At 73.3% G+C, this 22600-nt stretch carries 23 protein-coding genes; 11 read left to right on the forward strand and 12 right to left on the reverse strand.

Going from position 1 to position 22600, the window contains the following annotated elements:
* Positions 1 to 163: 163 nt before the first annotated feature.
* The 6 genes from FB388_RS36580 to FB388_RS36605 all read right to left on the reverse strand — a co-directional run bounded on the left by FB388_RS36580 (position 164) and on the right by FB388_RS36605 (position 6411).
* Positions 164 to 1552: a metallopeptidase TldD-related protein gene (locus tag FB388_RS36580; protein ID WP_142107236.1), complete on the reverse strand. Its 1389-nt coding sequence runs from the start codon at positions 1550 to 1552 to the stop codon at positions 164 to 166.
* The gene (locus tag FB388_RS36585; RefSeq protein ID WP_142107237.1) at positions 1549 to 3060 is read right to left on the reverse strand and encodes a TldD/PmbA family protein; all 1512 of its coding nucleotides are present in this window, start codon (positions 3058 to 3060) and stop codon (positions 1549 to 1551) included. Before FB388_RS36585 ends, FB388_RS36580 begins: the two co-directional genes overlap by 4 nt.
* A 9-nt stretch (positions 3061 to 3069) precedes the next feature.
* Positions 3070 to 3321 carry a hypothetical protein gene (locus FB388_RS36590; protein WP_142107238.1) on the reverse strand — a complete coding sequence of 84 codons (252 nt, stop codon included), beginning with the start codon at positions 3319 to 3321 and terminating at the stop codon, positions 3070 to 3072.
* On the reverse strand, positions 3314 to 4099 hold the full coding sequence (locus FB388_RS36595; RefSeq protein ID WP_142107239.1) for a hypothetical protein: 786 nt from the start codon (positions 4097 to 4099) through the stop codon (positions 3314 to 3316). Before FB388_RS36595 ends, FB388_RS36590 begins: the two co-directional genes overlap by 8 nt.
* Positions 4100 to 4185: 86 nt before the next feature.
* On the reverse strand, positions 4186 to 4509 hold the full coding sequence (locus FB388_RS36600) for an ArsR/SmtB family transcription factor (RefSeq protein ID WP_142107240.1): 324 nt from the start codon (positions 4507 to 4509) through the stop codon (positions 4186 to 4188).
* Positions 4510 to 4581: 72 nt separating this feature from the next.
* Positions 4582 to 6411: a DUF2339 domain-containing protein gene (locus FB388_RS36605; protein ID WP_142107241.1), complete on the reverse strand. Its 1830-nt coding sequence runs from the start codon at positions 6409 to 6411 to the stop codon at positions 4582 to 4584.
* Between the two features lie 546 nt (positions 6412 to 6957).
* On the opposite strand from FB388_RS36605, the gene FB388_RS36610 reads away from it, so the two are divergent.
* The 5 genes from FB388_RS36610 (at position 6958) to FB388_RS36630 (ending at position 12113) form a co-directional block, all read left to right on the forward strand.
* The gene (locus FB388_RS36610; RefSeq protein WP_211362444.1) at positions 6958 to 7689 is read left to right on the forward strand and encodes a glycosyltransferase family 2 protein; all 732 of its coding nucleotides are present in this window, start codon (positions 6958 to 6960) and stop codon (positions 7687 to 7689) included.
* A gap of 31 nt (positions 7690 to 7720) precedes the next feature.
* Positions 7721 to 8734 (forward strand): glycosyltransferase family 2 protein, encoded by a 1014-nt coding sequence (locus FB388_RS36615; RefSeq protein WP_142107243.1) that lies wholly within the window; start codon positions 7721 to 7723, stop codon positions 8732 to 8734.
* Positions 8727 to 9461 carry a tRNA (guanosine(46)-N7)-methyltransferase TrmB gene (gene trmB / locus FB388_RS36620; protein ID WP_142107244.1) on the forward strand — a complete coding sequence of 245 codons (735 nt, stop codon included), beginning with the start codon at positions 8727 to 8729 and terminating at the stop codon, positions 9459 to 9461. The genes FB388_RS36615 and trmB overlap by 8 nt, the downstream gene beginning before the upstream one ends.
* A 48-nt stretch (positions 9462 to 9509) precedes the next feature.
* Positions 9510 to 10682, forward strand: coding sequence for a nitric oxide synthase oxygenase (locus FB388_RS36625; protein ID WP_142107245.1), 1173 nt, complete (start codon positions 9510 to 9512; stop codon positions 10680 to 10682).
* Between the two features lie 120 nt (positions 10683 to 10802).
* Positions 10803 to 12113: a DUF1565 domain-containing protein gene (locus tag FB388_RS36630; RefSeq protein WP_142107246.1), complete on the forward strand. Its 1311-nt coding sequence runs from the start codon at positions 10803 to 10805 to the stop codon at positions 12111 to 12113.
* A gap of 9 nt (positions 12114 to 12122) precedes the next feature.
* Here FB388_RS36630 and paaI read toward each other — a convergent pair whose 3' ends face one another.
* Together paaI and FB388_RS36640 are read right to left on the reverse strand one after the other, a co-directional pair.
* Complete coding sequence (paaI, locus tag FB388_RS36635; protein WP_142107748.1) at positions 12123 to 12506, reverse strand: hydroxyphenylacetyl-CoA thioesterase PaaI; 384 nt, start codon at positions 12504 to 12506, stop codon at positions 12123 to 12125.
* Between the two features lie 31 nt (positions 12507 to 12537).
* Positions 12538 to 12954 (reverse strand): DUF4440 domain-containing protein, encoded by a 417-nt coding sequence (locus FB388_RS36640; protein ID WP_142107247.1) that lies wholly within the window; start codon positions 12952 to 12954, stop codon positions 12538 to 12540.
* A 33-nt stretch (positions 12955 to 12987) separates the two neighbouring features.
* Here FB388_RS36640 and FB388_RS36645 point away from each other — a divergent pair, with 33 nt between their 5' ends.
* Both FB388_RS36645 and FB388_RS36650 read left to right on the forward strand, forming a co-directional pair.
* The gene (locus FB388_RS36645; protein ID WP_142107248.1) at positions 12988 to 13614 is read left to right on the forward strand and encodes an NYN domain-containing protein; all 627 of its coding nucleotides are present in this window, start codon (positions 12988 to 12990) and stop codon (positions 13612 to 13614) included.
* Positions 13611 to 14978 (forward strand): amidohydrolase family protein, encoded by a 1368-nt coding sequence (locus FB388_RS36650; RefSeq protein ID WP_142107249.1) that lies wholly within the window; start codon positions 13611 to 13613, stop codon positions 14976 to 14978. The genes FB388_RS36645 and FB388_RS36650 overlap by 4 nt, the downstream gene beginning before the upstream one ends.
* A 35-nt stretch (positions 14979 to 15013) precedes the next feature.
* Here the strand turns inward: FB388_RS36650 and FB388_RS36655 are convergent, their stop codons facing one another.
* Together FB388_RS36655 and FB388_RS36660 are read right to left on the reverse strand one after the other, a co-directional pair.
* A complete protein-coding gene (locus tag FB388_RS36655) occupies positions 15014 to 15340 on the reverse strand; it encodes a hypothetical protein (protein WP_142107250.1) in 327 nt (108 codons plus the stop codon).
* A gap of 231 nt (positions 15341 to 15571) precedes the next feature.
* A complete protein-coding gene (locus FB388_RS36660; RefSeq protein WP_281290525.1) occupies positions 15572 to 16447 on the reverse strand; it encodes an aldo/keto reductase in 876 nt (291 codons plus the stop codon).
* A 149-nt stretch (positions 16448 to 16596) separates the two neighbouring features.
* Here FB388_RS36660 and FB388_RS36665 point away from each other — a divergent pair, with 149 nt between their 5' ends.
* Genes FB388_RS36665 through pcaD form a run of 3 tightly spaced genes read left to right on the forward strand, consistent with a single transcriptional unit; the run spans position 16597 to position 19005 of the window.
* The gene (locus FB388_RS36665) at positions 16597 to 17403 is read left to right on the forward strand and encodes a CoA transferase subunit A (protein ID WP_142107252.1); all 807 of its coding nucleotides are present in this window, start codon (positions 16597 to 16599) and stop codon (positions 17401 to 17403) included.
* A gap of 34 nt (positions 17404 to 17437) precedes the next feature.
* A complete protein-coding gene (locus tag FB388_RS36670; RefSeq protein WP_142107253.1) occupies positions 17438 to 18238 on the forward strand; it encodes a CoA-transferase subunit beta in 801 nt (266 codons plus the stop codon).
* A 2-nt stretch (positions 18239 to 18240) separates the two neighbouring features.
* On the forward strand, positions 18241 to 19005 hold the full coding sequence (gene pcaD, locus FB388_RS36675; RefSeq protein WP_142107254.1) for a 3-oxoadipate enol-lactonase: 765 nt from the start codon (positions 18241 to 18243) through the stop codon (positions 19003 to 19005).
* Here the strand turns inward: pcaD and FB388_RS36680 are convergent.
* Positions 19002 to 19958, reverse strand: a complete 957-nt coding sequence (locus FB388_RS36680; RefSeq protein ID WP_142107255.1) for a DUF6282 family protein — start codon at positions 19956 to 19958, stop codon at positions 19002 to 19004. The genes pcaD and FB388_RS36680 overlap by 4 nt on opposite strands.
* A gap of 70 nt (positions 19959 to 20028) precedes the next feature.
* On the opposite strand from FB388_RS36680, the gene FB388_RS36685 reads away from it, so the two are divergent.
* Positions 20029 to 20673 (forward strand): dihydrofolate reductase family protein, encoded by a 645-nt coding sequence (locus FB388_RS36685; RefSeq protein ID WP_142107256.1) that lies wholly within the window; start codon positions 20029 to 20031, stop codon positions 20671 to 20673.
* A 4-nt stretch (positions 20674 to 20677) separates the two neighbouring features.
* On the opposite strand, the gene FB388_RS36690 is transcribed toward FB388_RS36685, so the two are convergent.
* On the reverse strand, positions 20678 to 22558 hold the full coding sequence (locus FB388_RS36690; RefSeq protein ID WP_142107257.1) for an elongation factor G: 1881 nt from the start codon (positions 22556 to 22558) through the stop codon (positions 20678 to 20680).
* Positions 22559 to 22600: the final 42 nt, after the last annotated feature.

Consider the following 22600-nt stretch of genomic DNA (forward strand, 5'->3'; position numbering starts at 1 on the left):
CGGCGCTGTCGAGTCAGTCAACGGCAAAGCAGGCCCGTGGGGTGTCGGTTGGCTCGTCGACGCGCCGACCGGTTCGGCGACCGGGGTCGAACGGCCGAATCGACTGTGACGCAGGACACCTCCGATCGGATGATCTGCGCGCAGGCCGTTCGCCGATTCGTTCCTATCGTCCGAGCGACACCGACGACATGTTGAACTCCGGAACCCGGACCGGCGGCATGGCCGTGCGCGTGAACCAGTCCTTCCACTCCCGCGGGATCGTGCGTTCGGTTGCGCCGACCTCGGTGGTGCGTCGCAGCACGTCGAGGGGCGAGTAGTTGAAGCGGAAGTTGTGGTCGACCTCGCCCACGACCTCCCCGTGCTCCACCAGGTAGACGCCGTCGCGGGTGAGCCCGGTGAGCAGGAGGGTGGTGGGGTCGACCTCGCGGATGTACCAGAGGCAGGTGAGCAGCAGGCCGCGCTCGGTGCGGGCGACCATGTCGGCGATCGAGTCCGCCGACCCGCCGGTGAGCAGCAGGTTCCCGCCTGCCGGTGTGAACCGCGTGCCGAACTCCGCCGCCTCGGCGCGGGAGTAGACGAGCTCACCGATCGAGCCCTCGCCGACCCACTCCGCTCTGCGGGTGGGCGCGCCGTTGTCGAAGACCGAGACGCCCTCGCCGGAGCGGGTGGCGGTGAGGAACGGCTCGTACTCCAGGCCATGAGCGGCCGGGTCGCTGGCGAGCGTGAGCGGCAGCGCGGTGAGCTTCTCCCCGACCCGTGGCCCGTCCGGGCCGGCCAGCGCGCTGCGCCCCTCCTGCGCGGGCCTGCCCTCCATCGACCAGGCGAGGTAGACCATCAGATCTGCGGCGGCGGACGGCGGCAGCAAGGTCTCGTACCGCCCGGCCGGCAGCGTGACGCGCCGGTTGCTCCAGGCCAGGCGGCGGTCGGCCTCGGCGGCCAGCGCGCGGACGTCGACGTCGGTGAAGTCGGCGGTGGACACCCCCGTCCAGGCCGACCCGTTCAGGTCCTGGGTCTTGGCGTTCAGCTCCACCGAGCCGGTGGGCTGCACCCAGCGGCTGCGGATCCCCGTGGAGGTGCCGAGCCACACCGTGGAGAGCTCATGGGAGGCGAAGCCGTACTGGCGGTGCGGCCCGGCCAGCACCTCGGCCAGACCCTCGGCGAACGGGCCGAACACCCCGATCGACGTCTCGACCGCCGGCTCGTCCCACGACGGGCCGTCGGCATCCGGCTCGACGAGCGGCGAGGCGTCCTTCGCCGGACCCGCGTCCCGCGCCGCAGCTTCGGCGGCGCGCACCAGCTCCTGCAGCTGGGCCGCTTCGGTGACCGCGACGCTCGAGCTCACCACACCGGCGGCGACGCCACCCTCGACCGCGACGAACGCGATCACCGTGGTGCGCCGGGACGTCGTGTGCCCGTTCGTCGTCATCGTCGAGTTGGCCCACCGCAGCGCCGCCTCGCTCGACTCGCGCACGAGCACGGCGCACCCGTGCAGGTGCCGCGCCGCGGCGAGGGTGCGTTCGACGACCTCCTGCGGCCGGATGACGCCGGTCATCGGCCCTCCTCCAGCGTGTTCAGCACGTTCACCCCGCGGAACCGGGCGGCCGGGCACCCGTGGCTCACCGGGGCTACCTGCCCCGGCTGGGCCTTCCCGCAGTTCATCGCCCCGTGCAGCTGCCAGGTGGACGGGCCGCCGACGGCGTCCATCGAGCCCCAGAAGTCCGTGGTGGTGGCCTGGTAGGCGACGTCGCGCAGCTGCCCGGCGAGCTTCCCGCCCTCGATGCGGTGGAAGCGCTGGCCGGTGAACTGGAAGTTGTAGCGCTGCATGTCGATCGACCAGGACTTGTCGCCCACGACGTAGATGCCGCGGTCGACGCCGGCGATCAGCTCGTCGACGCTGGTGTCCCGCGCCGGGTCCGGTCGCAGGGACACGTTCGCCATCCGCTGGATCGGCACGTGGTGCGGCGAGTCGGCGAAGGCGCACCCGTTGCTGCGGTCGAGCCCGAGGCGCGGCGCGAACGTGCGGTCGAGCTGGTAGCCCACCAGCACGCCGTCGCGGACGAGGTCCCATTCGGTGGTGGCCACGCCGTCGTCGTCGTAGCCGATGGTGGCGAGGCCGTGGGCCACCGTGCGGTCACCCGTGACGTGCATGAGCTCAGAGCCGTACCGCAGCCTGCCGAGCTGGTCGGGCGTGGCGAAGCTGGTGCCCGCGTACGCCGCCTCGTACCCGATCGCGCGGTCGTACTCGGTGGCGTGGCCGACCGACTCGTGGATGGTGAGCCACAGGTTCGTCGGGTCGATCACCAGGTCGTAGGCCCCGGCCTCGACCGATGGTGCCTTCACCTTCTCGGCGAGCAGCTCCGGGATCCGGGACAGCTCGTCGTCGAAGTCCCAGCCGGTGCCGGTGAGGTACTCCCAGCCCCGGCCGGCCGGCGGGGCGAGCGAGGCCATGGTCTCGAAGCCGCCGGCCGCGCGGTCGACGGCGGTGGCCACGACCGACGGCCCGATCCGCACCCGCTGCTGGACGGTGCTCGTGCCCGCCGTGTCGGCGTAGAACTTGTTCTCCCGGACCTGCGCGACCGCCGCGTGCACGTGGTCGACGCCGTCGGAGGCGAGCAGCCGCCCCGACCACTCCGCGAGCAGCGCGACCTTGTCCCGCACGGGCACCGCGAAGGGATCGACGTCGTACGCCGACACCCACTCGGCACCGGCGTGCACGGGCTCGTCGGTCCGCTCGACCCGTTCGACGGCCACCGGCGCGAGCGTGCGCGCCACGTCGACGGCCCGCTCCGCGGTGGAGGCGGCGCGCTCCGGGGTGAGCTCGACGTGCGAGGCGAAGCCCCACACGCCGTCGACGATCACCCGCACCGCGAGGCCGACGGTGGTGGTGTCGCTCACGCCGGTGACCGAGCCGTCCCGCAGGTCGATCCCCTGCGACTGGATCCGCTCGACGCGCAGGTCGGCGTGCTGCGCACCGAGCTCGCGTGCCCGACCCAGCGCGGCGTCGGCCAGCGCGGACAGCGGGAGCGCGCGGAACTCCGGGTCGATGCGATCGGTGGCCACCCCACCAACTTACTGATCTCCCGCGTCGTCGGGCTCCGAGAACCAGGCGCCCACCGGCTGCTCCCGGACGCCTGCGTCCGGGCCGATCCGCAGCACCTGGTCGGCGAAGCGGTCGCCGTCGAGGTCGATCGCGACCACGAGATCGATCCCGTCGACGGTGACGAGGGTGTCGGGTGTGCCGTCGCCGTCGGTGTCGAACCCCGCGCCGACGTCTGCTCCTGCCTCCGGGGCCTCCTCGGGGACCCGGCCCGGCTCATCCACGGCTGCCGGCCCGCTCGGGCGCGAGCGCCGCCAGCTCGCGGTCGACCGCGGCGCGCCTGCGCAGCACCGCGGCGTCCAGGGCGGCTGAGACACCGGGTTCGAGCTCGACCAGCCTGCGGTCCAGGTCGGCCTCGATCGCGGCGGCCCCCGCCACGACGACCTGCTCGACCCTGCGGCGCAGGCGCTCCCGTTCGGCCGCGAGCCGCCGGGAGCGGGCGGCGACGACGAGCGCGGTGAGCCCGACTCCAACGGCGAGCGGCGCGAGCGCCGGACCACCGAGCGCCGGCAGGCCGACGAGCGGCAGCGCGGCGAGCGGGAACAGGGCGAGCCGCCCGAGCGCAGCCCCCTCGATCACGCCGGCGATGAGTGTGGGGCTCGGCGGGGCGGGTTCCGGCGGCGGCGGTGGGCCGGGCGCCCGCGGCACGGGCAGGCGGAGCCAGCCCGGTGCCATGGTCAGCCCGCGCTCGGTGGCGATGCGGCGCAGCGGTGGGCCCAGCTCGACCGCCCAGCGGGCAGCGGTGGCAGCCGCGATCCCGTCGACGGCGGCCGTGACGTGGTCGGGCAACCGGTCGCGGGCGACGCGGTCACCCCGGCGGATGTGCTCTGCCGCCTCGCGGCGCAGGGCGGCGAGCGATGCGGACGCGTGACCCGCCGCCGCGAGCCTGCTCAGGGCGAGGCAGCTGCGCAGCTCACCTCGGTGGCCGCCGGCGAGCCGCTCCCGCAGCTCGCGCAGCTCGCGGCGACGGGCCTGCACGGCTTCGGCGTAGCGGTCGGGCATACGACGCAGGCTCGCAGGCGCCCGCCCCGCTGGGGCCGGATCGGGCGAGAACGTGTGCGAGCGTGAACGGTCGGGGGCCCCGCGGTTCAGGGGCCGCAGTCGATCCGGACGCGGTGCTCGGTGAACCGGTCGATCCACGCCGACTTGACCGTGCGCAGCGGGAAGCGGTTGAGCCGGTACACCACCCCGCGACCGCCGCGGTCGACGGTGACGAGGTGCGCCTGCTCGAGGATCTCGAGGTGCTTGACCGCGGCCTGCCGGGAGACGTTCAGGCCCGCGGTGAGCTGGGCCTGACGCTGGCCGTCCTCGTCGAGCAACCGGTCGAGGAGCCTGCGTCGTGTCACGTCGCTAAGCGCGAAGAAGACGCGGCTCGCCTGCCCCGTGGTACCCAGCTCGGTCTCGGTATCCACCTACACCCCTGCCTCGGTAGCGCCGTCGCCGAGGCTATAGATCGTTCAACGATCTGACAAGACAGCAATCCCCTACTTCGCCTCCGCTTCGGCGTTGGCCACGAGTCGCGCGTACCGCGTGCCCGCCGCCAGCAGCACGAGGCCCGCACCGAGGAACGCCGCCACGCGCGCCAGGCCGTCGAGCGCGACCAGGTCGAACAGCACGAGCTTCAACACGGCGGACGCGACCAGCACCATCCCGGCGATCCGCAGCGCCGGCCGGTGGATGCCCCTGGCGAGCAGCACGAGCGCCAGCACCGTCCACGAGACGGTGACGAGCGCGTGCCCCGCGGTGAACCCGGTGCGGTCGTCCGACACGAGCAGGGCGAGCGTGACCACGAGCGACGTCGCCCCGTAGAGGCCCACGACGCCGGCCGGCACCCACATCGGGGCGGAGGCCGGATCCGCGCGCACCAGCCCGACCCGCGCGCCTGCCACCAGCACCGCCACCGCGAACACCAGTACCAGCGCGGACACCGCGGCCCCGGTGACGAGCGATCCGGCGTAGGCGGAGGAGGGGAACCGGACGAGGCGCTCGAGCGGCGCGTCGCGGCCGAGCGCGATCAGCACCGCGACCACGCCGTACGCCGTGCCGACCGCGAGCGGCAGGCGGGCCCGCAGCTGGGCGGCCAGCACCGAGGCGACGATCGCCTGCCCGAGCAGCAGGACGGTGGCCGTGGATCCGTCGAACGCGACGAGGGTGGCCTGGAACAGCGCCACCGCGGCCGCGGCGACGGCCACCACCCTGACCGTCCTCACCCGCCCCGCCGGCTCCGCAGGCTCCGCCGGCTTCCATCCCCCGATGCGCGCGGTGCCCGGTACCGCCGCGAAGGCGCCGAGCGCCACAACCGCGACCGCGGCGAGCGCGGCACCTTCCCATCCGCCCCACGCGAGCGACGTCATCAGCACCGGCGCCGGCGCGGCGGCCACGAGCGCTCCCACCGCACGGGCCGACAGCACCCGGGCCGCCGGCAGTGCGGTGGCGAGCCCCGCGACGAGCGCGCCGATGGCGACGGCGACGGTGGGCACGCGCTCGCTCGCCTCCGCCAGGCCCCCCACGGCCGCTCCGTACAGCGCCGGGCCGGCCGCGGCCACGAGCGCGAGCACGGGCCAGCGGCGTCGCAGCACGACAGGGAGCGCCGCGAGCTGCAGCGCCAGCACGAGCGCGACCAGCAGCCAGCTCCACACGAGGAAGGGCGCCAGCGCCGCCGCACCGACCACCACGCCGCAGCCGAGCAGCTGCGCCCGCCACCGGTCGGCGAGCCCCAGCCCGCCCGCGGCGACCCCCAGCGCCACCAGCAGCGCGGGCCCGGGCGCCAGGAACTCGTACAGCTCGGTGGCGGCGGCGACGGTGAGGTAGAGCGTCGCGAAGCCGGTGCCGGCCAGCGCGAGCGCACCGACCCGGGCGTCCGGCCTCCGGTGCAGGCGCAGCGCGAGACCGATCAGCGCGACGCCGAGCACCGCGCCGCTCGTCACGCGCCCCACCGGCCCGAACCACCCCCGGGACGCGGCGAGCGCGAGCAGCAGGACGACGCCGAGCAGCGTCACCCCGCCACCCGTCCAGGCGAGCACGCGCGCGCCCGACATCTGCGAGCGTGGCGCCCGCGGACCGCCCCCGGGGCCCGCGGGCGCCTGCTCCGGCCCGTCCGTCCCCGGCGGACGGGGCCGTTCATGGGCAACCGGCCATCCCTGGGCGACCGGCACAGCGCCTGCGGGCGTCCCGGGGATCCCCTCAGTCCCCGGAACACCCGCCCCGGCCGCACCGGCGGCACGTAGCCGCAGCAACTCGGCGCCCAGCCAGTCGAGCCGCCTGCCCAGCAGGTTCAGCTCGGACGCCAGCGCCACGTACGGATCGGTGCCCATGCCGGAATCATTCGCGCTCCACACACCCCGCGAGCTCCGTAGCGCTACCTGTTGAAGATCACCAAACGATAACGGCGGCTGAGGACGGGACAGGCGGCCTCAGATGGGGTACGAGCCGGACGGGCACAGTGATCGAGAAGGACCGCTCCCCCCGGCGACACCCGCCCGAGTGACGAGGTCGCGCTGGGTGCCGACCGCGCCGCGCGGGGGCCGGCGCGGCCCACTCTCCGGAGCGATTCGAGGAAGGAGGCAACCCCCCAGCGCTCCCGTGCGTCACAAGAACGTGACCTCGGTCCAGCGCACAGCGATGAGCTACCGGAGCGGTTGCCCGGACGGGCGACCTGCTCCCCGTCACCCGCAACCGGCGCGGGACGGCTTCGTTGTCCCGCTGGAGCGGACCCGTCTGGAGGATGTGTGAGCGCCGTTTCATCCGCCCGTGCGGTCGCCTACGGCGGCCCGGCTCCCTCGGAGCTGCACGCGCAACGAACGATCCGCCTACCGCGACCGCACGCTCAGCGCCGTCGAACCCCGTTCCCGACCGTCTCGGTGGTGGTCCCCACCCGGAACGAGGCGCGCAACCTCGAGATCGTGCTCCCGGCGATCGCCGCGGTGCGGCCGACGGTCCACGAGATCATCGTGGTCGACGGCAACTCCACCGACGGCACCGTCGAGACGGCCAAGCGGGTGCTCCCGTGGGTCCGGGTGATCACGCAGACCCGCAAGGGCAAGGGCAACGCCATGGCCTGCGGGTTCGCCGCGGCAACGGGTGACGTCATCGTCATGTTCGACGCCGACGGCTCCGCCGACCCGTCCGAGATCCCCGCGTTCGTCTCCGCGCTGGTGGCGGGGGCGGACTTCGCGAAGGGCAGCCGCTTCACCCCTGGCGGTGGCAGCGACGACATCACGCTGCTGCGCAAGTCCGGCAACGCCGGCCTCAACGGCGTCGTGAACGCACTGTTCGGCACCAGCTACACCGACCTCTGCTACGGCTACAACGCGTTCTGGGCCGACCTGCTCCCGCTGCTCGAACTACCGCCGATCGACGCACCGGCGCCGACCGACGGGATGCTCTGGGGCGACGGTTTCGAGATCGAGACGGTGCTGAACTGCCGGGTGGCCGCTGCCGGGCTCAAGATCACCGAGGTGCCTTCGATCGAGCGGCAGCGCGTGTTCGGGGACACCAACCTGCGCACCTTCGCCGACGGCGCGCGCGTGCTGCGTACCCTTCTGGCCGAGCACCGGCGGGCCGACCGCCGCAAGTCCGCCCGCCGCTTCTGACCAGCAGTCGCCCGGTAGGAGGAGACCACCCGTGGACAGTCCGGCCGTCACGGCGACCGTCGTGGTCTGCGTGTACACCGAGAAGCGGTGGGACGACATCGTCGCCGCCGTCGGCTCGGTCGCCGCGCAGGACGTGACGCCGGCGGAAACGCTGGTGATCGTCGACCACAACCCGGCGCTGCTCTCGCGAGCGCAGCAGGAGTTCGGCCCGCGCGGCGTGCGCGTGCTGCCGAACGCCCACAAGCAGGGGCTGTCCGGCGCGCGCAACACCGCCATCGCCGAGGCGACCGGCGACGTCGTGGTGTTCCTCGACGACGACGCCGCGGCCCGGCCCGGCTGGCTCGCCGCGCTGCTCGCGCCCTACAGCGACCCGACCGTCAAGGCCGTGGGCGGGGTGGCGCACCCGCGCTGGCCCGTCAACCGGCCGCGGGTGCTGCCCGGCGCCGCACCGTACGACCCGAACGGCACCGGCGAGCTCGACTGGATCGTGGGGTGCACCTACACCGGCCAGCCGTTGCGCCAGGCCGAGGTGCGCAACCTCATGGGGTGCAACATGTCGTTCCGACGCGAAGTGTTCGAGCGCGTCGGCGGCTTCGCGGAGGACATCGGGCGCATCGGGAAGAACCCCCTCGGCTGCGAGGAGACCGAGCTCTGCATCCGGGCCCGGCAGCACTACCACCGGGCGGGCGAGAAGATCCGGATCCTGTTCGAGCCGGCCGCCGTCGTCGACCACCGGGTGAGCCGCGACCGCATCGAGTGGGCCTACCTGCGCCGCCGCAGCTGGGCGGAAGGCCTGTCGAAGGCGGCCGTCTCCAAGCTCGTGGGCAGCGACGACGCCCTGTCCACCGAGCGCAGCTACGTGGCGCGGGTGCTGCCCACCGCCGTGCTGCGCGAGCTCAAGGAGGGCCGCGTGTCGTCCGCGGCCGCCGTCGTCACCGCGCTGGCCTGCACCACCGCCGGCTACGTGCGCGGCAAGCTCCCCGGCGCCACGTCCGGCGTGCGGTTGCCCGCCGCCGAGGCCTCCCGCCCGCAGACCGGTGACTGAGGCAGCGCACCCGCCGGTCCCGACCTTCGTCCACCACCGCAGCCGGCTCACCGAGGGTCAGCAGCACGCGTGGGACCGCTGGTGGCCGGAGCGCGGCCGGGACGTCGGCGACATCCTGAGCGGCGCCGAGCCGTACGACCCGCCTGCCTGGTTCGGGCGCAGGGCCCCACTGGTGCTGGAGATCGGATCGGGGATGGGGGAGTCCACGGCGGCGATGGCCGCGGCCGCGCCGGACGTGGACCACATCGCGGTCGAGGTGTACGAGCCGGGGCTCGCGCAGCTGCTGATGCGGCTCGCGGACACCGGGGTCACCAACGTCGCCCTGCTGCGCGGCGACGCCGTCGCCCTGCTCCGGGAGCGGGTACCACCCGCGTCGCTCGGCGGGATCCGGATCTTCTTCCCCGACCCGTGGCCCAAGCGGCGCCACCGCAAGCGCCGCCTGGTCCAGCGCGACTTCGTCGCGCTCGCGGCATCCCGGCTGGAGCCCGGCGGCTTCCTGCACCTCGCCACCGACTGGGACGACTACGCCACGCAGATGCGGGCGGTGTGCGACGCCGAACCGGCGCTCGTGAACACCGGGGCCGGCGAAGCCGGCGGCTGGACCCCGCGCCCGGACTGGCGACCTGTCACGAAGTTCGAGCAGCGCGCACGGATCGAAGGGCGAACCGTGCGTGACCTCATGTACCGGACCCGTCACGCGGACGCACCTCGCGACGACGGAACGTGACCGGGTAGGAAGGTCTGCGGCCCTGATCGGCGTGAGGAAGGCTGCGGGTTGACGCTCATCGCCACGAACGCTGCGGTTCCCGCTCCTCGAACGTGCCCCGTCACCCACGCAACGCCGGCGCCCTCCGTCGTCGACCCGGAGGCGGCACTGGAGTTCCTGACCCGGTTCCACGCCGAGGCCGAGCCGTCCGTGCCGCTCGCCCGGCGGATCCGGCGGATCCGGGAAGAGATCGACGCCACCGGCACCTACGCGCACACGACCGAGGAGCTGGAGTTCGGCGCCCGGGTCGCATGGCGCAACGCGGCCCGCTGCATCGGCAGGCTGTACTGGAGGAGCCTCCACGTCCGCGACCGCCGGCACGTGCGCACTCCCGCTGACGTCGCCGCCGAGTGCGTGGAGCACCTGCGGGTCGCCACTCGAGGTGGGCGGATCCGCTCGACGATCACGGTCTTCGCCCCCGACCGCCCCGGTGCTCCCGGGCCGCGCATCCACAACGACCAGCTGGTGCGCTACGCCGGGCACCGGATGCCGAGCGGCGCCGTGCGGGGGGACGGCAAGTACACCGAATTCACCGACCGCGCCGTCGCGCTCGGTTGGCAGCGCCCCGACCCTCCTGGCCGCTTCGACGTGCTGCCGTTGCTGATCGCGGACGGCGACTGCGAGCCGGAGGTCTTCGAGCTGCCGCCCGACGCGGTGCTGGAGGTCCCGCTGACCCACCCCGACCACGCGTGGTTCGCCGAGCTGCGGCTGCGCTGGCACGCCGTGCCCGCGATCAGCAACATGCCGCTGGAGATCGGCGGGGTGACGTACCAGGCCGCTCCGTTCAACGGCTGGTACCTCGGTACGGAGATCGGCGCCCGCAACCTCGTCGACGCCGATCGCTACGACCTCCTCCCGGTCATCGCGGAGCGGCTCGGGCTGGACACGAGCTCGGAGCGCACGCTCTGGCGCGACCGTGCCCTCGTCGAGATGGTGCGCGCCGTCCAGCACTCCTTCGACGTCGCGGGCGTGACGATGGCGGACCACCACAGCGAGTCGCGCCGCTTCCTCACCCACGTCGAGCGCGAGGAGCGGGCTGGTCGACGCTGCCCCGCCGACTGGAGCTGGATCGTGCCGCCGGTATCCGGCGGCCTCACGCCCGTCTACCACCGCTACTACGACGAACCGGACCCGAGCACCCGGCCCGCATTTCTCCTCCCGACCCCTCGTTCCTCAACCTGAGGAGTGGTTTCTCACCCGTTCGTGCGGGCCGCGGGCGAGGGCATCGGACCATCTGTATACGCTCCCGATCCAGCATGGCCACACATTCGTTCTGGGCTGGCACTCCGGGAGGACGTGCAAGTGACGAAGGTGCTTTCCGCCGCAGCAATGGTCGCTGCGACGTTCCTGACCGGAACCGTGGCGGAAGCCCAGGCGGCCGGCCCGGTGCCGGGCACAGCACCGCAGGTTCACGATGAGCTCGCCATCGAGCCGCTCCCGCACCTGGACGGCCTCCTCGATCTGCTTCCCCGGGACGTCGACGAACTCGTCGACGACGTCCTCCCGCCTTTTCCGCGGGTGCAGCTGTACGTCGACCCGGCAGGCGACGACGCGAACGACGGTTCCGCCGCAGCGCCGCTGCGCACCATCCAGGCCGCGCTGAACAAGGCGACGCCGGGCACGCGGATCAACCTCGCACCCGGTGAGTACCGCGAACAGCCGCGAACGGTCGTCGGCGGGCGTCCCGGTGCCCCGATCACGATCAAGGGCCCCGAGGTGGGCACGGACGTGGCCGGGCGCCGGAAGGCGGTCCTCTACGGCACGGGGCGCATCTTCAACATCGACCACAGCTTCTACACGCTCGACGGGTTCACCATCGACGGACAGGAAGCGCTGCGCGACACCGAGTTCCCCGCCGACATCGCCACCATCACCGCGTTCAAGGACAGCATCCAGGCACAGGTGAAGGACAGCAAGCTCGTCTACGTGGGCTCGGCCGACACGTCGCGCGACATCACCGGCATCACCATCAGCAACATGTACCTGCGGCGGGCCGGCACCGAGTGCGTGCGGTTCCGGAACAACTCCCACCACAACCTCGTCATCAGTTCCCTGATCGAGCACTGCGGGGTGTTCGGCAAGAAGGATCCGGCCAACGAGCGGTTCGGGTACCACAACGGCGAAGGTGTCTACATCGGCACCAGCCCGAAGTCCACCACCCAGCCCATGCACGACAACGACACCAGCTCGGTGAACGTCGTCATCCACAACGTGATCCGCACGTTCGGCTCGGAATGCTTCAACGTCAAGGAGAACGCGCACGACAACGTGCTCCTGCTCAACAGCTGCTACGGCAACACCGAGCCGATCGAGTTCCAGGGCAGCAACGTCGAGCTGCGCGGGCACGCCAACATCGTGCGGGACAACAAGATCTTCAGCAGCGCCGGCGTCGGCGTGAAGATCAAGTCCGACGGCGCCGAGTGGGACAAGGGCGGCAACAGCCTGGTGAACAACGAGATCTCCGACGCCCCCTATGCCCTGCAGTTCAACTCGCTCGTCCCCACCGGGCGGATGTGCGGGAACGTCGCCAGCACCAACGAGCTGGTGTTCTACAACAACAAGGGCGACTACGGCGACGGCGCGACACCGCCGAACTTCACCGCTCCCTGCTGATCCCCGATCTCAGGCAGGCGGGGGCAGGCCCGGCACCTGCCGGGTGCGGCCGCGGAACTCCGCCACGGCCTCGTCACCGGCGCGGACCGTGACGTCGTACAGCCCCGACCGGCCGGTGCGCGCCCGCTCGACCGCCTCGGCGACGAGCTCGGCGCCGAGCGTGACGGGACGCAGGAACGTGATGTCGGCGCCGGCCGCAACGGCGGACGTGCCGTAGCTGTTGGACGCGTAGGCGAGTGCGGCGTCGGCGAGGAAGAAGAGGTACCCGCCGTGGCAGATGCCGTGCCCGTTGACGTGCCGTTCCTCGACCGTCAGCGCGACACGCGCCCGGCCCGGCGCGACGTCGAGCAGGCGCACGCCCACCCCACGGCCGGCGCCATCGGCCCGCTCCATCGCCGCGGCGGTCTGCCGGGCGACCTCGAGCTCATCGTCCACGGTCGATCCACGTCTCGTGCAGGTGCCGCGACCGCAGGCCGTGCGGCGCGGAAGTGTGCGGCTCCAGCAGCACCGTGCTGCGGCGGCCCGACTTCCCGGCCGGTCCGTCCTGCCACTCCTCGTAGGTGACCAGGATCCCGCCGGTGTCGGCGTGGACCAGCGCGACGTCGGAGATGCGGATCCGCAGGCCGGGAGCGGTGCCGTGCGCGCTCTCGAACCCGGGCAGGAGCTCGTCCCTGCCGAGCAGCGCACCGTCCGGCGGGACCATCGTGAACTCGGGGGAGTGCGCGTCGGCGAACGCGGCGAACGCTTCGGCAGTGCGAGGCGCGCGACCCGTGAGCCAGTCCTCGATCACCCGGTGCAGATCGCGGATCTGGGCGGCGCAGCGGTCGCGCAGCTCGTCCATCACCACAGGATGCCATCCGGATAGGGTCGTCCGATGATCCCGACCGGGACGGCGACCCCGACACCACGCGTGCTCCTCGTGTGGGACGCGCCGAACATGGACATGAGCCTCGGCTCGCTGCTCGGGGCGCGCCCCACGGCGGCGTTCCGGCCGCGGTTCGACGCCGTCGGCCGCTGGTTGCTCGAGCTCGCCGGGCCGGACGCGGTGGCCGAGGCCACCGTGTTCACCAACGTGGCACCGGGCAGCACCGAGGTCGTCCGGCCGTGGGTCGAGGCTCTGCGCAACGTGGGCTTCGCGGTGTTCGCGAAACCGAAGCTCACCGAGGACTCCGATGTCGACGACGACATGCTCGCCCACATCAGGTTCCGCGCGATGGAAGGTGCCCTGCGGCACCTCGTGGTCGCGTCCGGCGACGGCCGCGCGTTCCGCGAGCCCCTCGAAGAGCTCGACGCTGCCGGCACGACCGTCACCGTCATCGGGTTCCGCGAGCACGCGAGCTTCGCGCTCAACTCCGAGGTGATCGACTTCGTGGACCTCGAGGACATCGAGGGCGTGTTCCGCGAGCCGCTCCCGCGCATCACCCTCGACACGCTGCCCGACACCGGCGCCTGGCTGCCGCCGTTCCGCTCGCTGCGCTCGCTGCTGGAGCCGCGGAGATGACGCCCGGGGGATGGCAGCCGGCGGAGCTTGCGGAGCCGGCGGGGCGGGTGAGCGGAGCGCGGCTCGTCGCGCCGGTCGTGCTGCCGTGCGACCCCCAGTGCTCGGTCCTGCGCGACGCGGTCGTGGACGTCGACGAGCAGGGACGGATCGCGCACGTCGGCCCGCGGGCGACGGCGCCCACCAGCACCGCGCCCGTGCGGACGCTGCCGGGTGCGCTGCTGCCCGGCCTGGTGAACACCCACGCCCACACCCCGATGATCGCGCTGCGCGGCATGGGCGGCGACCTCCCGCTCATGCGCTGGCTGCAGGACGTGATGTGGCCGGCCGAGGGCCGCCTCGAGGCCCCCGACGTGCAGGTCGCCATGACGTCCGGCTGCGTCGAGCTGCTGCGCACCGGCTGCACCACGAGCGTCGAGATGTACTTCTTCACCGACGCCGTCATCGACGCCGTGTCGGCGGTCGGGTCCCGGGTGGTGCTGACGCCGGGGATCATCGCCGCGCCCGGATGGGACCGCCTCGGCACCTGGGAGCAGATGCGCGACGACGTGTCCGCCCGCATCGACGCGGTGGGCGTCCGATCCGGGCCGGGGGAGCGGATCGAGCTCGGTTACGGCCCGCACGCGGCGTACACGCTCCCGCCGCACGCACTCGCGTCGGTGGCCGAACACGCCCGCGCCCGGGACGCGCTGATGCACATCCACGTGGCCGAGACGACGGAGGAGGACCGCGCGCAGCGCGAGTCGCACGGATCCGTGCCAGCCCTGCTCGACGAGGTCGGCGCGCTCGGCGGCCGGGTCATCGCCGCCCACGCCGTGCACCTCTCCGAGGCCGACATCGCCCTGCTCGCCTCGCGGGGCGCCGCGGTGGCCCACTGCCCGGGATCCAACGCCAAGCTCGCCGCCGGCATCGCCCGGGTGACGGCGCTGCGCCGGGCCGGGGTGCGCGTCGGCCTCGGCACCGACGGACCCGCGTCCGGCGACGACCTCGACCTGTGGGCCGAGGCCCGCCTCGCCGGCCTGCTCGCCCGCGTCGGCAGCGGGGACGCCGCCGCCCTCACCGCCGCCGAGCTGCTGCTGATGTCCACGCGGGACGGCGCAGCCGCGATCGGCCGCGACGACCTCGGCACGCTCGAGGCGGGCCGCTGGGCCGACATCGTGCACGTGGACCTGGACGACCCCACCTTCGTCGCACCGGAGGACGACGCCCAGCTGCTGTCCAACCTCGTGTGGGCCGGCGGGTCCCGCCTGGTCCGGGACGTGTGGGTGGCCGGCGAACAGGTGCTCGACGGCGGCGAGCCGACCCGGGTGGACCGGCGGGCCGCAACGGTCGCCCTTCGGGAGGTCGCGGCCCGGATCCGCGGCTAGCGGGCGGAGTGGGTCCACCCCTACCCGCGCGGCCTTCAGTGCCCGCGGCGGTGGCGCCCGGTCTCCCGCCGTTCGCGGCGCCTGCGGGGCGAGACGGGAGGCTCGACGGGGATCGGAGCGGTGAGCGGGTCGCGGTCGAACTCGTCGACCGGCTCGGCCCGGTGGTCGCCCCGGTGGTCGGCGGAGTACGCGGGTTCGTACTGGCGACCGCGCCAGCCGCCCCGCGTCAGTGCGTGGAAGATCGGCGTCAGCGCGGCGTCCTCGTTGTAGGCATGCCTGCCGGACGCCGGTCCCCACTCCTCGTCGGCATTCGGATAGCGGGTGGCCGCCCACCAGTCGAGGTCCGTCACCAGCTCGGACACACGTCACCTCCGTCGTGATCTCATGCGCCGTCGATCGAGCGTGCGGCCCTGTCCCGGCTGGGCCGTTCGGCGCATCACCACCCACAACGGGGACACTCCGCCGTGGAAACGGCTGGATCACACCCGTTACAGGGGTGGGACCCGATTCCCCTCGTTCGGGTGGATTCCGCGTGTCGCAGCGCTCGCCCGAGTAACCGGACAACACGCACAGCTTCGGCCCAGCGGCACGGATCAGGCGGCGGTGTCGAGCTCCTCGACGGTGTCGAGATCGAGCGGGAGGGAGGCCGAGCGGACGTTCTCCTCGAGGTGCGTCACGTCGCTCGTGCCCGGGATCGGGAGCATCACCGAGGAGCGCTGCAGCAGCCACGCCAGCGCGACCTGCGCCGGGGTGGCGCCGAGCCGCCGTGCGGTGGTGTCGAGCGCCCCGCCCGGCCGGGCGAGCCCTCCGGCCGCGATCGGCGCCCACGGGATGAAGCCGATGCCCTGCTCGGTGCAGAAGCGCAGGACGTCATCACTGCTGCGGTCGGCGATGTTGTAGCGGTTCTGCACGGTGGCGACGTCGACGACGAGGCGGGCCGCCTCGATCTGGTCGACCCCGACCTCGGACAGCCCGACGGCCGCGACCTTGCCGGCGGCCTGCAGCTCGGCGAGTGCGCCGAACTGCTCGGCGGCGGGGACCTGGGGGTCGACGCGGTGGAGCTGGAAGAGGTCGATCCGCTCGACGCCGAGCTTGCGCAGGCTCTGGTCGCACTGCTGGCGCAGGTACTCCGGCCTGCCGTATGCGTGCCACTCGTTGGGACCGGTGCGCAGGAGTCCGGCCTTCGTCGCGATAGTCAGGCCGTCGTACGGGTGCAGTGCCTCGCGCAGGAGCTCCTCGGCCACGTCGGGGCCGTAGGAGTCGGCCGTGTCGAAGAGGTCGACACCGAGGTCGGCCGCACGCCGCAGCACGGCAACGGCTGCGGCGCGGTCGGCAGGCGGACCCCACACGCCGGGACCGGTGAGCCGCATCGTGCCGAAGCCGAGACGGTGGACCGGGCGGCCCTGCTCGCCGCCCAGCCTGAAGCGCCCGGATGCGGCGGCGGGGCGGGTGTCGGAGAGGGTGCTCACCCCGCACACCATTGCACTGGGCCGCAGCCGCCGCCGCAGAACGTGACAGGCGCCTCGCCCAGCGTCATGAGGGTCACCCGGTGGTGCCACATGCCGGAAAGGGAGCGCCGTCGATTGCCGGGCCGGGACGAGCGCACTACCGTTCCGGCGTGGCCAAGATCGTGCCGTTGCCGCAGGCCGTGTCGGAGCTCGTGCACGACGGCGACACCGTCGCGCTCGAAGGGTTCACGCACCTGATCCCGTTCGCAGCTGGCCACGAGATCATCCGCCAGCACCGGCGGGACCTCACGCTGGTGCGGATGACCCCCGACCTCATCTACGACCAGATGATCGGGGCGGGCTGCGCGTCCAAGCTGGTCTTCTCCTGGGGAGGCAACCCCGGCGTCGGGTCGCTGCACCGGATGCGCGACGCACTCGCCAACGCCTGGCCAGTGCCCCTGCGGATCGAGGAGCACAGCCACGCCGGGATGGCCAACCGGTACGTGGCGGGCGCGTCGGGGCTGCCGTTCGCGGTGCTCCGCGGCTACAGCGGCACGGACCTGCCCGACCACACCGACACGATCTCCACGGTGGAGTGCCCGTTCACGGGCGAGCGCCTGGCCGCCGTCGCCGCGCTCAACCCGGACGTCGCGATCGTGCACGCCCAGCGAGCCGACCGCGACGGCAACGTGCAGCTGTGGGGCATCACCGGCGTGCAGAAGGAAGCCGTGCTCGCGGCCCGCCGGTCGCTGGTCACCGTCGAGGAGGTCGTCGACGAGCTGACGCCGGTGCCGGGGGCCGTGGTGCTGCCGGGGTGGGTGGTCGATGCCGTGGCGACGGCTCCGCGCGGCGCCGCCCCGTCCTACGCGCACGGTTACTACGAGCGCGACAACGCCGCGTACCGGGCGTGGGACGCGATCAGCCGCGACCGCGAGGCGTTCCTGCGCTGGCGACGCACGATCGAGGAGGCGGAATGAGCGCCGACGAACTCTTCGCCGGGGAGGCGCCCTCATGACGGACACCGCGGAGCCCGTAGCCGGCACGCAGCCGGCAGCGACCTGGACCGCCGACGAGATGATGAGCATCGCGGCCGCCCGTGCCCTGCGCGACGGCCAGGTCTGCTTCGTCGGGATCGGCCTGCCGTCCACGGCCGCCAACCTCGCCCGCAGGCTGCACGCCCCGCGGCTGGTCCTGATCTACGAGTCGGGCACCCTCGACACGAAACCGGCGGAGCTCCCGCTCTCCATCGGCGACGGCATCCTCGCCGACTCCGCGCTGAGCGTCGTCAGCGTTCCCGAGATCTTCAACTACTGGCTCCAGCCCGGCCGCATCGACGTCGGGTTCCTCTCCGGCGCTCAGGTCGACCGGCTCGGCAACATCAACACCACGGTGATCGGCGAGTACGACGAGCCGACCGTCCGGCTGCCCGGCTCGGGCGGCGCACCCGAGATCGCGGCGTCCTGCCGGGAGGTGATCGTCGTGATGCGGCACCGGCACCGGGCCTTCGTCGAGCAGGTCGACTTCGTGACGTCGGTCGGGAACGGCAGCGGCCGCGGCGACCGCGAGCTGCTCGGGCTGCGCGGGGCCGGCCCGGTCCGCGTGATCACCGATCTCGGGGTGCTGGAACCGGACCCGGACACGGCCGAGCTGGTGCTCACCACGCTGCACCAGGGCGTGACCGTGGAGCAGGTGCGGGCCGAGACCGGGTGGCCGCTGCAGGTCTCGGCCGATCTCGTCATCACGGCGCCGCCGAGCACGACCGAGCTGGAGACGCTGCGCGGGATGCGCACCGTCGGCTCGAAGGCGAGCTGAGCGTGGCCGTCGACCTGCACCACGTCGACGAGGGGCCGCGCGACGCGCCCGTCCTCGTGCTGTCCGGCTCCCTCGGCTCCACCCTGGAGATGTGGCGACCCCAGGTCGCGCCGCTCACCGAGCGGTTCCGCGTGATCCGGTTGGACCACCGGGGGCACGGCGGCTCCCCGGTACCTCCCGGGCCGTACGCGATGGCCGACCTCGCGGACGACGTGCTCGCCCTGCTCGACCGGCTCGGCCTGGAGCGCGTGGCGTGGTGCGGGCTGTCGCTCGGCGGGATGGTCGGGATGTACCTGGCGTCGGAGGCGCCGGAGCGGATCACCAACCTCACGCTGTGCTGCACCTCGTCCAACTTCCCCGACACCACGGTCTGGAAGGAGCGCATCGCGGCTGTCTCCTCCGGTGGCACCGCTCCGCTCGCGGACGGGATCGTGTCGCGGTGGTTCACGCCGGACTGGGCCGCAGCGCACCCGGACGTCGTGGCCGAGGCGGCGGGTTGGGTCGCACGCACCCCCGACGCCGGATACCTCGCGTGCTGCCAGGCGCTCGAGGTGTGGGACCACCGCGACCGCCTCGGCGCGATCACCGCGCCCACGCTCGTGATCGCCGGTTCCGCCGACCCGTCGACGCCGGTCGAGCCGCACGCCCGCACGATCGCCGAAGGCATCCCCGACGCCCGGCTCGAGGTGCTGCCCGCCGCCCACCTCGCGACGATCGAGGTCGCGGAGGACGCGACGCGGCTGATCGCGGAGCACGCGGCCCGCTAGCCCGGCAGAAGGTCAGCGGGCGCGTCCGGCAGCGGCTCGGCCCCGGCCAGCCACCTGCTGTTGTGGACGGTCATGAGCCGCACCTCGCCCTCGGTGAAGCCGGCGTCCAGGAGGCGGTCGGCGGCCAGCGCGAGGCCGTCCTCCACGGGCGGGTTGAAGGGCTGGCCCAGGTCGCTGGAGACCACCGAGTGGCGCGGGCCGACCTCGCGGATGTTCCCCAGCCACACGTCCCAGGGCACCTTGCCGGTGTACGGGGTTGTGTAACAACGTTCCAGCACAACGCCTTTCTCGGCGAGCGCGCGCTGGCGCGGCACGCCGATCCGTTGCGAGGTGAACTCGGGGTGCGTCACCACGATGCGGCGCACCCCTTCCTCGAGCGCGGCGTCGACGACCGCGGCGGACTCGTCCTGGTGCAGGTGGCCGGTCGCGAGCGTCATGTCGTGCGCCGCGACGAGCCGCAGCACCTGCCGGGTGCGCTCCAGGACGACGCCCCCGTCGTCGAGCACGTCGACCGGTTCGGCGGCCATGCCGGCCGTGGCGAGGTCGGCCTGCAGCTGCGCCCACATCGGCGGCCTCGCGCCCTCGGGTTCGCGTTGCTGGCAGCCGCGCTGGTTGGCGCTGTCGACGGTGGGCAGCCAGACGAACCGGGCGCCGCCGCGGCCGGCGATCTCCACGGCGATCGGGTTCAGCCCGCCGACGGACGCGTTCAGCGTGATGGCACCCAACGCGTCGATCCCGGGACGGGCGCGGCGGACCACCTCGGCGCGTTCCGCCGTGGGCACGTAGTGCGACTTGAGGACGAACCCGGCCATCCCGACGGCCGCGAACCGCTCCGCGAGGGCCACGTCGTCGATCCGCCGCCGCATCACGTCCGGGGCGACGTGGACGTGCACGTCGTAGGTCCCGCGCACCAGCTCGCGAGCGCGCGCCGACGGCGTCGGGTGGTCGGTCATCGAGCCCCCTTGTGACGAGCGTCACTCGACGTGCCTGACAAGAGCCGGATTGCGGCTCCGACCCTTCCACGTGAAGCAGATGCTGAGGGTCCAGAACTTCAACGTCTCGCGCGACGGTATCGGCGCGGGTGAGCACCAGAGCCTCGAGCGGCCGTTCGGCCTTCCCGACCCCGGCCGCTTGTGGGCCTGGGCCGGGGCCACGGCGAGCTGGCCCAACCGCACCGACCCGGGCGGGAGCCGCGGCCTCGACGACTACTTCACGCGGGACTTCACCCACAACATCGGTGCCGAGATCATGGGCCGCAACAAGTTCGGCCCGCTGCGCGGCCCGTGGCGCGACCACGACTGGCGCGGCTGGTGGGGCGACGAGCCACCGTTCCGCACCCCGGTGTTCGTGCTGACCCACCACGAGCGCCCGTCGTTCACACTCTCCGACACCACGTTCCACTTCGTCGAGGGCGATCCGGCCACGGTCCTCGAGCGGGCACGGGAGGCGGCGCAGGGCAAGGACGTGCGGCTCGGCGGCGGCCCCAGCACCATCCGGCAGTTCCTCGACGCCGACCTCGTCGACACCATGCACGTGGCGGTCGCGCCGGTGGAGCTCGGATCCGGGGTGCGGTTGTGGGAGTCGCCCGACGAGCTGCTCGACCGGTTCCACCTCGAGGTCGTGCCCAGCCCGAGCGGCGTGACCCACCACCTGTTCTGGCGACGGTGACACCTCAGGTGAGACCCGCTCCCGGAATCGGCTGATCGGCCGAGGGCCGGGTCCACCACACCGCCTCGCCGCGGGTGAGTCCGGGAAGGCTGCGCTGCACCGTGTCCAGCCTGCTGGCCGCAACGGTGCCCGCGAGCTGCCACCGGGTGGCGTCACCCGCTGTCTCCGCGATGCGCGCCCCGAGCGCCGTGATCCGCGAGGCGACCTCGCTCAGCACGTCGGCCGGGATCTCCAGCTCGAAGGCGTGGTACGGCTCGTACACCTGCGTGCCCGCCCGTTCGAGCGCCGCGGCCAGCACCACCGCGGTGAGGCCCCGGAAGTCGGCGGCCACGCTGATCGGCGCCTCGAAGCCGGAGCGGATGAGCGTGACCCGGCAGTCGGTCACCGCCCAGCCGTGCGGTCCCCGCCTGCTCGCGAGGTGCACGGTCTCCTCGATCGCGGTGTGGAAGGCGCGCGGCAGCGCCCCGAGCTCGGTCTCGTACCGGAAGGCCACGCCGCTGTCGCGGGGCCCCGGCTCGACGCGCAGTCCGACCGTCGCCCAGAAGCGGCCGAGCGCGGGCCCGCGCCTGCCGAACTCCTCGGCGGCCTCGCCCACGCCCACCGGCCGCTCGACGCACTCGATCCGGCTCGGCGTGAAATCCGCCTCGACGCCGTGCTCGACCGCGAGCCGTTCGGCGATCACCTCTTTCTGCACCTCGCCGTACAGCAACACCTCGGTGGCGCCGCCCGGGACCACCTGCGCGTGGATCAGCGGGTCCTCGTCCGCGAGGCTCATGAGCGCCGCGTGCAGGCGGCCCGCGTCGGCCGGGTCGCGTGGCTGCACGGCCGTGCGCAGCGTCGGGCGGGCGAAACGAGGCCCTTCCTCCGCACCGTCCGGGCCGATCCGGTCTCCCACCTTCGGTGCCAGCCCGCCGAGCCGGCCGATGTCACCGGCCGTCAGCTGTGCGATGCCGTTCCGCCCGACCACCCGGAGGGACGTCACCTGCGCCGACCGCTCCTCGCAGCCGCCGTCCCGGCGGCGCCTGTGGATCACGACGCGCTGCCGCGGCCGCACCTCACCTGCAAAGAGGCGCAGGTAGGCGAGCTTCTCCCCGGACGGCGTCCGCTCGACGGCGAAGACGGTGCCCTGCGGCTCGGCGGCCGCCACCACCGGTGCGGGCGGGAGCAGCCGCACGATCCCGTCGAGGAGCGCCGGGATGCCCGCACCGCTCACCGCGGAACCCGCGTACAGCGGGTGGACCCGCCCAGCGGCGGTGCCGGCCGCCAGCGCCTCCCCGGCCTCGGCGGCCGTCAGCGGCGGGCCGTCCACGACTCGGGCGAGCACGCGGTCGTCGGTCTCCGCGAGCGCCTCCACGATCTCGGGCGCGTCGAGGGGCTCGGCGCGCGCGGCAGCCCCCCGGGTGCCGAGGCCGGCGGTTCTCGTCATCCTGACAGGACTGGGGGTGATCGTGCGCCTGACCTCGGCGAGCAGGTCCTCGTGCCGCGCGCCGCGACGGTCGATCTTGTTGACGAACAGCAGGGTGGGCAGCCGCATGTCGCGCACCGTGCGCATCAGCACGCGCGTCTGCGCCTGCACCCCCTCCACGGCGGAGAGCACGAGCACCACCCCGTCGAGCACGCCGAGCGCGCGCTCGACCTCCGCGATGAAGTCGGGGTGGCCCGGGGTGTCGATCAGATTGACCTGGGTGGCGCCGACCGTGAACGCCGCCACCGCCGAGCGGACGGTGATCCCGCGCTGCCGCTCGATGGCGCCGGTGTCGGTCTGGGTGTCGCCGCCGTCGACGCTGCCGAGCCGCGCGATCGCGCCGGTGTCGAAGAGCAGGCGCTCGGTCAGGCTGGTCTTACCGGCGTCGACGTGAGCGAGAATCCCGATGTTGAGGGGCATGGGCGACGAAGTCCTCGAATACCACGAAGCGATGGGGACGCT

The organism is Pseudonocardia cypriaca, from assembly GCF_006717045.1.
Lineage (GTDB): Bacteria > Actinomycetota > Actinomycetes > Mycobacteriales > Pseudonocardiaceae > Pseudonocardia > Pseudonocardia cypriaca.